This is a genomic window from Hoeflea sp. BAL378, assembly GCF_000759435.1.
In the GTDB taxonomy this organism is placed as follows: domain Bacteria; phylum Pseudomonadota; class Alphaproteobacteria; order Rhizobiales; family Rhizobiaceae; genus Hoeflea.
Genome location: NZ_JRJG01000013.1, coordinates 65381 through 74613, shown reverse-complemented (window position 1 = coordinate 74613; position 9233 = coordinate 65381). Strand labels below are relative to the sequence as shown.

The 9233-nt window shown below is 66.7% G+C and carries 4 protein-coding genes and 1 pseudogene; 3 read left to right on the top strand and 2 right to left on the bottom strand.

What is annotated here, in order from left to right:
• Positions 1-66: 66 nt before the first annotated feature.
• Positions 67-3000, bottom strand: coding sequence for an excinuclease ABC subunit UvrB (gene uvrB / locus LL06_RS04335; RefSeq protein ID WP_035522699.1), 2934 nt, complete (start codon positions 2998-3000; stop codon positions 67-69).
• 338 nt (positions 3001-3338) lie between these two features.
• On the opposite strand from uvrB, the gene LL06_RS26275 reads away from it, so the two are divergent.
• Together LL06_RS26275 and LL06_RS04325 are read left to right on the top strand one after the other, a co-directional pair.
• Positions 3339-6380 carry a PAS domain-containing protein gene (locus LL06_RS26275; RefSeq protein ID WP_052161204.1) on the top strand — a complete coding sequence of 1014 codons (3042 nt, stop codon included), beginning with the start codon at positions 3339-3341 and terminating at the stop codon, positions 6378-6380.
• A gap of 277 nt (positions 6381-6657) precedes the next feature.
• A complete protein-coding gene (locus LL06_RS04325) occupies positions 6658-7590 on the top strand; it encodes a flagellin (RefSeq protein WP_035522696.1) in 933 nt (310 codons plus the stop codon).
• Between the two features lie 27 nt (positions 7591-7617).
• Here the strand turns inward: LL06_RS04325 and LL06_RS04320 are convergent, their stop codons facing one another.
• A complete protein-coding gene (locus LL06_RS04320; RefSeq protein WP_035522693.1) occupies positions 7618-8796 on the bottom strand; it encodes an SAM-dependent methyltransferase in 1179 nt (392 codons plus the stop codon).
• A gap of 80 nt (positions 8797-8876) precedes the next feature.
• On the opposite strand from LL06_RS04320, the pseudogene LL06_RS28460 reads away from it, so the two are divergent.
• A pseudogene (locus LL06_RS28460) lies at positions 8877-9209 on the top strand (DUF1993 family protein); the annotation flags it as partial.
• Positions 9210-9233: the final 24 nt, after the last annotated feature.

Here is a 9233-nt window from a genome sequence, read left to right as displayed (position 1 = left end):
CCCCCCTCTGTCACTTCGTGACATCTCCCCCGCAAGGGGGGAGATTACCTGTCCGCAATATCGTGCCTACCTCCCCGGCCTACCCGTCTTGCCGGGTCGGCGTTTCTGCCGCGCCGCGTCGGCCGGGTCCTCGTAGCTTCCCGCGCCGGGCTTGGCGCGCTTGAGCACCGGATCGGCTTGTTTCTGCGGCTCATTGCCGGGCAGCGGCTTTTCGGTGCGGCGCACGGTCATCTCGTCGAGATCGTTCTTGCGGAAATAGGAGGCCGGTTTCTCGAGATCGGTGCCGGGGCCCATGTTGTCGAGCGTCGGCTTCTGGAAATAGCTCGATTCGCGGTTGCGCATTATGTCCGGGTTGGGCTCCTTGCTCGGGCCCCGCTGCGGCTTGCCGGTGGCCGCGGCCTTGCGGCTGGCCCTGGTGTTCTCGATGCCCGAATCGCGCGACATCGGGTCGTCCATCAGGTCGAGCTCGACGGCCTTCAGGCGCTTGATCTCGTCGCGCAACCGCGCGGCGGTCTCGAAGTCGAGATTGGCGGCGGAATCGCGCATCTGCTTCTCGAGCGCTTCGAGATGCGCCTTGAGGTTGGAGCCGACCAGCGCGCCCTCGCCGCCGGCATTGGCCTTGCCCCCAGGGATGGCGATCGAGGCGCGGACATGGTCGCGCTCGTAGACCGAATCGAGAATGTCGGAGATATGCGCCTTGACCGATTCAGGCGTGATACCGTGGGCTTCATTGTACTCGGCCTGCTTGGCGCGGCGGCGCGAGGTCTCCTCCATCGCCCGCTCCATCGAGCCGGTGATCTTGTCGGCATAGAGGATCACCTTTCCGTCGACATTACGGGCGGCGCGGCCGATGGTCTGGATCAGCGAGGTCTCGGAGCGCAGGAAGCCCTCCTTGTCGGCGTCGAGGATCGCCACCAGCCCGCATTCGGGGATGTCGAGGCCCTCGCGCAACAGGTTGATGCCGACCAGCACGTCGAAGGCGCCCAATCGCAGGTCGCGGATGATCTCGATGCGCTCCAGCGTGTCGATGTCGGAATGCATGTAGCGCACGCGCACCCCCTGCTCGTGCAGGTATTCGGTCAGGTCCTCGGCCATGCGCTTGGTCAGCACCGTGCAGAGCGTGCGGTAGCCGGCCTGCGCGGTGGCGCGGATCTCGCCGAGCACGTCGTCGACCTGGGCGCGCGCCGGGCGCACCTCGACCGGCGGGTCGATCAGCCCGGTGGGGCGGATCACCTGTTCGGCGAAGACGCCGCCCGCCTGCTCCATCTCCCAATTTCCGGGCGTGGCCGAGACGGCGATGGTCGAGGGCCGCATCGCGTCCCATTCCTCGAAGCGCAGCGGCCGGTTGTCGAGGCAGGAGGGCAGACGGAAACCGTATTCGGCCAGCGTCGCCTTGCGGCGGAAGTCGCCCCGGTACATGCCGCCGATCTGCGGGACCGAGACATGGCTCTCGTCGATGAACAGCAGCGCATTGTCGGGGATGTATTCGAACAGCGTCGGCGGCGGTTCGCCGGGTGCGCGGCCGGTCAGGTAGCGCGAATAGTTCTCGATGCCCTGGCAGACGCCGGTGGCCTCGAGCATCTCGAGGTCGAAGCGGGTGCGCTGCTCGAGCCGCTGCGCCTCGAGCAGGCGGCCGGAGGATTCGAGCTCGGCCAGGCGGTGCTTAAGCTCCTCGCGGATGTGCTTGGTCGCCTGGTTGAGCGTCGGCCGCGGCGTCACATAATGCGAATTGGCGTAGATCTTGACGCTCTTGAGGTCGCCGGTCTTCTGCCCGGTGAGCGGGTCGAACTCGGCGATGCTCTCGATCTCGTCGCCGAACAAAGTGATCCGCCAGGCCATGTCTTCCAAGTGGGCCGGGAACAGCTCGATCGTGTCGCCGCGCACCCGGAACGAGCCGCGCTGGAAATCCATGTCGCGGCGCTTGTACTGCTGCGCCACCAGGTCGGCCAGCAATTGCCGCTGGTCGATGCGGTCGCCCACCTGCATCTGGAAGGTCATGGCGGTGTAGGTCTCGACCGAGCCGATACCGTAGATGCAGGAGACCGAAGCGACGATGATGACGTCGTCGCGCTCCATCAGCGCCCGCGTCGCCGAGTGGCGCATCCGGTCGATCTGCTCGTTGATGGTTGATTCCTTCTCGATGAAGGTGTCGGTGCGCGGGACATAGGCCTCGGGCTGGTAGTAGTCGTAATAGGAGACGAAATACTCGACCGCGTTGTCGGGGAAGAAGTTCTTGAACTCGGAATAGAGCTGCGCCGCCAGCGTCTTGTTGGGCGCGAGGATCACGGCGGGCCGCTGGGTCTCCTCAATCACCTTGGCCATGGTGAAAGTCTTGCCCGAGCCGGTGACGCCCAAAAGCACCTGGTTGCGCTCGTTCTCGTTCGCGCCGGCGACCAGATCGGCGATGGCGGTGGGCTGGTCGCCCGCGGGCTTGTAGCCGGTGACCATGCGGAGCGGCACGCCGCCTTCGGATTTCTCCGGCCGCGCCGGCCGGTGCGGGGTCCAGGTCTTGCCGTTCTTGAACAGCGGGTTGCCGGATTCGATCAGGTCCGAGAGCGCCTGCACGGTGGCGGTGTTGGCGCTGGTGGCGCCCGAGGCCTCCGCCTCCTCCACCGAGATGTCGAGCCCGGCCACGGCGTTGAGCCCGGCGGCGGCGCGGGCGCGCGGATCGTTGGAACTGCCGATGGAGGTGCCGCGGGCGGTCTTCTTGCTGGAGGCCGCCTCGGCGCCGGGCTTCGACCGGTCCTCGGTCTTGCCGGCCTTCAGCCGGTGCTTGCCCGCCTTGGACCGCAGGTCGCGGTTCTCCGCCTGGCGCCGCGCCTTGACGGCGTCGAGCTCGGCCTCCTTCGCCAGGTCCGCGGCCCAGCCGGCGATCGAGCCCGGCGCGGACGCCGGCGCGCCCGACAGCGGCCGCTGCGGCGCTTCCTCGAAACCGCCGAAGCCGGCGTCATCGGAAGGGAGCCCGTCAGGGCGGGAGGTTTTCGCGGGGGATTTTGCCATGGCCACAATATGGGCGGAGTCGATGGCGAAAGGAAGGGGCGACCGGACAAATGCAGATCCCTGAATGCGCCATGCTGACAGCAGATGTCAGCATGTTTCAGGCTGCGCGCGGCCGGCGCGCGTCGGCGACGGTCGGGACGCATTCGCGCCGTCCTTTCCGTGCGGGTCGAAGGCGAGATCGCGCCGGCGCCGGATTGAGGGGCGCGAACCGCCGTGGTAACAGCTAAAAAACCCATCTGGGCTTCGGCGGAGGGTATGTTAATAAATGTTAAGGACCATGCGGCCGCCAGGGTCTAGGTTGATCCCGGCGCACGGTTTGTTTTGAGCGAAAAGAGCTAATGGACACAACACTTTCGGCCCCCCTGATTTTCCTCGATTCCGATGCGCTGGTGAGCGGATGGAGCGAGGGCGCGACGCGGCTGCTTGGCTGGAAGGCCGAGGATGTCATCGGCCGCCCGTTCAGCGAGATCTATGACGACCGGGGCTTCTTCGTCAGCGCGAGCGGGCCGGTGGACCTTGATTCGGTCTCCGTGCCGACGCCCGACCAGGGCCGCGTGGTGGCGCTGCGCAGCTCGCAGATCACCCATCTGCTGGAACGGCTCGACCTGACCATGACCAATGCCGACATCATCGGCGCCTGGAACTGGGACGTGTCCGAAGACAAGATCTTCGCCGACAGCCGCTTCGCCAGGAACCTGGGCCTCAGCCGCGAGCAGGCCGAAAAGGGCATGCCGCTCGAGGAGTTCCTCAACCGGATCCATGATGACGAGCGGGCGCGGGTGGCGTCCGACATCGTCCGCACCATCGAATCGGGCAGCGCCTATATGAGCGAGTTCCGCCTGCGCCGGCCCGATGGCTCGCTGTCGCACGTGCTGGCCCAGGGCAAGCTGGTCAAGGGCACGGACGGCAAGCCCGACCGCTTCCCGGGCGTGTTGTTCGACGTCACCGCCCGCCGCAAGGCGGAACTCGATGCGGCGGCGCAGCGCGAGCGCTACCGCAACCTGTTCCAGAATCTTGAATCCGGGTTCTGCGTCATCCGCATGATCTGGGACGAGGACGGCAATCCGGTCGACTATGAATTCGTCGAGGCCAACAACGCCTTCACCCGGCACAGCGGCATCGAAGATCCGATCGGCAAATGGATCCGCCGCGACATCGCCCCTGGCCACGAGCAGCACTGGTTCGATCTCTACGGCAATGTCGCGCGCACCGGAGAGCCGGTCCACACCGAGTATCCGGCGAGCGAACTCGACGACCGCTGGTTCCAGGTTCAGGCCTTTCCGATCGACGGCGTCGGCAGCGACAATGTCGCCGTGCTGTTCACCGATGCGACCGCCAGCAAGACGGCGGAACTGGCGCTCAAGGCGAGCGAGGAGGAATTCCGCACGCTGTCGCAGTCGCTGCTCAACCACATCTGGACCGCCGGGCCGGACGGCAGGATCGAGTGGCTCAACGACCAGGTTCTGACCTACAGCGGACAGACCATGGAGGCGCTCAAGGGCGAGGGCTGGACCGCCATCGTGCATCCCGACGATCTGCCCGACGCGGCCACGGCCTGGATGGAGGCGGTGCAGACCGGCGAGGTCTACCAGACGGAGTTCCGCATCCGCCGCCATGACGGCGCCTATCGCTGGCACGTCGTCCGCGCCACGCCGGTGCGCGACGAGGCCGGCCAGGTGCGGCGCTGGGTCGGCAGCAACACCGACATCGAGCACGCCAAGCTCAACGAGGCGGCGCTGGCCGATCTCAACGCCAACCTGGAGCACCGCATCGCCGAGCGGACCGAGGAACTGCTGCAGTCGCAGAAGGCGCTGCAGCAGTCGCAGAAACTCGAGACCATCGGCAAGCTGACCGGCGGCGTCGCCCATGACTTCAACAACCTGCTGCAGGTCGTAGCCGGAAACCTGCAGCTCCTGGCCAAGGACGTGGCCGGCAACGAGCGCGGCGAAAAGCGGGTGAACAACGCGCTGGCCGGCGTCGACCGCGGCGCCAAGCTGGCGAGCCAGTTGCTGGCCTTCAGCCGGCGCCAGCCGCTGGAGCCGAAGGTGATCAATGTCAGCCGGTTCATCCACGGCATGGAGGACCTGCTGCGCCGCTCCATCGGCGAGACCATCGGCATCGAGGTGGTTGTCGCCGAGGGGCTGTGGAACACCTCGGCCGACCCGACCCAGGTCGAGAACGCGCTGCTCAACCTCGCCATCAACGCCCGCGACGCGATGGACGGCGCCGGCAAGCTGACGATCGAGGCCACCAATGCCCGGCTCGACGACACCTACACCTCGGCCTTCGAGGATGTCAGCAGCGGCGAATATGTCCTGCTCGCGGTGACCGACACCGGCTCCGGCATGGATCCCGACACGCTCGACCAGGTGTTCGAGCCGTTCTTCTCGACCAAGCCCGAAGGCAAGGGCACCGGCCTCGGCCTGTCGATGGTCTACGGCTTCGTCAAGCAGTCGGGCGGCCATATCAACATCTACAGCGAGCCGGGACACGGCACCACGGTCAAGCTCTATCTGCCGCGCGTGCTCGGCGAGGAGGAGACGGAGGAGACGGTCGTCACCGGCCCGGCCAAGGGCGGCACCGAGACCATCCTGGTGGTGGAGGACGACGACGACGTGCGTGCCACCGTGGTGGCGACGCTCACCGACCTCGGCTACCGGGTGCTGACCGCGCGCGACGCCCAGAACGGGCTCGCCGTCATCGAAAGCGGCGTGAAGGTGGACGTGCTGTTCACCGACGTGGTGATGCCCGGCAAGCTGAAGAGCCCGGAAATGGCCAAGCTCGCCCGGGCCAGGAACCCGGAACTGGTGGTGCTGTTCACCTCCGGCTACACCGAGAATTCCATCGTCCATGGCGGCAAGCTCGACGCCGGCGTCGAACTCCTGTCCAAGCCCTACACCCGCGAGGCGCTCGACGGCCGCATCCGCCATCTGATCGCCAACCAGAGGCAGCGGCTGCACGCCGTGGCCCCGGGCTTCGGCGCCGGAGCGGCGGCGCCCGCAGCCAGCGGCCCGGGACTCCCCGCGACCGGGACGCGCAAGCGCACGGTGCTGCTGGTCGAGGACGAGGCGCTGATCCGCGTCAACACCGCCGACATCCTGGGCGACATGGGCTATGCCGTGATCGAGGCGGGAACGGCCGCCGAGGCGCTCGTGGCGGCGGAAGCCCAGGACTTCGACATCCTGGTCACCGATGTCGGCCTGCCGGACATGAAGGGCGGCGAACTGGCGAGCCGCGTGCGGCGGCTGAGGCCCGGCGTCGGCATCGTCTTCGCCACCGGCGAAAGCCAGATCCCCGACGGCGCCGCCGACGGCGCGGTGCTCCTGACCAAGCCCTATTCCGACGAATCGCTGAAAGCGGTGCTGGACCGGATGCGGTAGGGGGCGACCTCTCTCACATCAGTGAAAGACACGCGCCGCTTGCCCGGGGGTGAGCGGCGGATGCGCGCCATCGCCGCCCACGGGCGTCGCGGCGGCCGGCGGCCACGCCATGGGTCCTTGCGCGCCCAGAGGACGCCCGAAGGAACGGCGGAGGCCATCGGGCCGGCGCGACCAGGCGATGACTCTCGGGCGCTAAGACTTTTTAAAGCATGGCGAACTACAATCGCAGGTAGATTTCTCATGCCGAAACTTTTTTCATCGCCGGATTGCCTGCCCGATGGTCAGCATTCACACAAACCGCACCGCCATGACCGCGCTCTCGACGCTGAGGCTGATCGACGCGCAGATGGAAACGACGATGAAGCGCATCTCGACCGGGCTCAGGATCAATGACGCGTCCGACAATGCCGCCTACTGGTCGACCGCCACCACCCTGCGCTCCGACATCAAGGCCAAGAGCGCCGTCGTCGACACGCTGGGCCTGTCGCGCGCCATGACCGATATCGCCGGCGCCGGCATGAGCCAGGCGGTGGACCTCGTCGCCGAGATCAAGGCCAGGCTGGTGATGGCCAGCGAACCCGGCGTCGACAAGACCAAGATCAACAAGGAACTGGACGAGCTCAAGGCGCAACTGGCCAATGTCGCGCAGAGCTCGTCGTTCAATGGCCAGAACTGGCTCTACGGCTCGCCCGGCACCGTCAGCATGCCGGCCTCGATCAAGAACTATGGCGGCTTCACCAGCGTCGGCTACATCGAGATCGACACCGGCCAGACGACGCTGATCGATCCTGGCGACGACAGCGCCGGGCTGCTGACCAGGGATCACAGCGTGACAACCGCGGGCGGGGCCGCGGAAACCTTCTACCTGCTCGGGTCGGGGACTTCGGGGACGGCGAAGCAGATCACGCTCGACGCCACCACCACGGCCGACGAACTGAGCGGCATGGTGCAGGCCATGGACGAGATGGAACAGGAGCTGATCGACGCCAATGCCTTGCTCGGGGTCAAGGCCAAGGGCATCGAACGGCAGGAAGCCTTCACCAAGACCCTGATCGACGTCTCCAGGAAGGCGCTCGGCCGGCTGGTGGACGCCGACATGGCCGAGGAATCAACCCGGCTCAAGGCTCTGCAGGTGCAGAAACAGCTTGCGATCCAGTCGCTGTCGATCGCCAATTCCCAGGCCGACATGATCCTGCAGCTCTTCAGGTAGCGGAACGGGACACCACCGGCAGAGACCTCACTGCTCCAGCAGCTCTTCCAGATAATGCTCGCCGATGCCGAACAGCGTCTTGATCTCGGCGATCTGGCCCAGCACCGCGGCGCGGTCGCGGCCCTGGCGGCCGTCCTTTTCGGCGACGATCAGGTTGTTTTTGGGCGTGTGCGCGTCGGAGACGAATTCGAACACGCGGGTGCGGTAGCCGTGGAGCTCGAGCAGCAGGGCGCGCAGCGTGTCGGTGATCATCTCGGCCTGGCGCTCGAGAAAGATGCCGTGCCGGAGCAGCGGTTCGAGCCGGCTGTCCGCCTGCCCCGCCTCCATCTGCCGGCGGATCTGCTTGTGGCAGCAGGGCGCCACCGCGATCAGCGCGGCGCCGGCGCGGATGCCCTGGAAGATGGCGTCGTCGGTGGCGGTGTCGCAGGCATGCAGCGCGATCACCGCATCCGCGCCCGAAGCGTCGAACTCCATGATCGTTCCGGCCTCGAAGCGCAGGCCGGCAAACCCCGAAGCCTTCGCCGTGGCGTTGCCGTCCGCGACCAGCGGCGCGCGCAGCTCGACGCCGACGATGCGGACGGGCCGGTTGACGACGGTGGCGAGGTAATCATAGAGCGCGAAATCGAGATAGCCCTTGCCCGCGCCCATATCGACGATCAGCGGCGGCTCGGACCTCAGCCCGGCGATCAGCGGCGCGAAGATCTCCACCATCTTGTTGATCTGGCGGAACTTGTCCTGCGCGTCATGGCGGATCTGGCCGTTCTTGCCGGCAAGGCCGAGGGCCACGAGCCACGGCTTGCCGGTTTCCGTGAGCGGCCGGTTCTTGGCGCGGTTGTGCTCGGTCGAGGGCGCGGCGCGGCCCTCCGCCTCGGTGCGCTTCAGGCGCTGCTTTGCGCCGTTGCGCTCGAACATCAGGTCAAATCCCGTGGTCGAAAGCTGGGCGCTGCGGAACTCCTCAGCCAGGCCCGCGCGTAAAGACGCCAGCGCCTCGGCTTCCTCGTAATTCTTGATCGTGTCGCGGGTCTTGTACTTGTAGGTGAAGGAATACCGGTCGCCCGCCTTGGTGGCGATCTTCTTGACCTCGACCGACTTCAGCTCCGCCTCCGGGCCGTGATAGCCGCCGAGCTTGAGGCGGATCAGCGATCCTTCGGCGAAAGCCTCGCGCGTGGCGTCGAGCAGCTCTGCAATGCGGTCGGGCGGGGTCACGGGCGGTCCTTCGGGGGTTGGCGGGCGGGATTTCGGGCAATTCCGCGGCGGCGGGTTCCTTCTACCCGCGCGGGGCCGCGATGCAAACTACCCGCGCGGGGCCGCGATGCAAACCGAATTCCCGGCGTGGCGGGGAACGGGAGGCGCCGAATGCCTGCGGGCACAACGGACACCGTCCTGCATTATGCGGCGCCGCGCCCTTGGAGACTGCTGGGGCCGGAATTGCGCAGGCATGGCCGCACGGATATGTTCCCTTGATGACGATGTCGCTTTTCGATCTGAGCGTGCCGACGTTCCTGCAGACGGTGCGCGCAATCGGCGCCTGTCTCGACAAGGCCGTCGCTCATTGCTCCGCGACCGGGAGAGAGCCTGACGACTTGGTCGAGGCACGCCTGTACCCGGATATGGCTCCCTTCTTCTTTCAGATCGAATGCGTG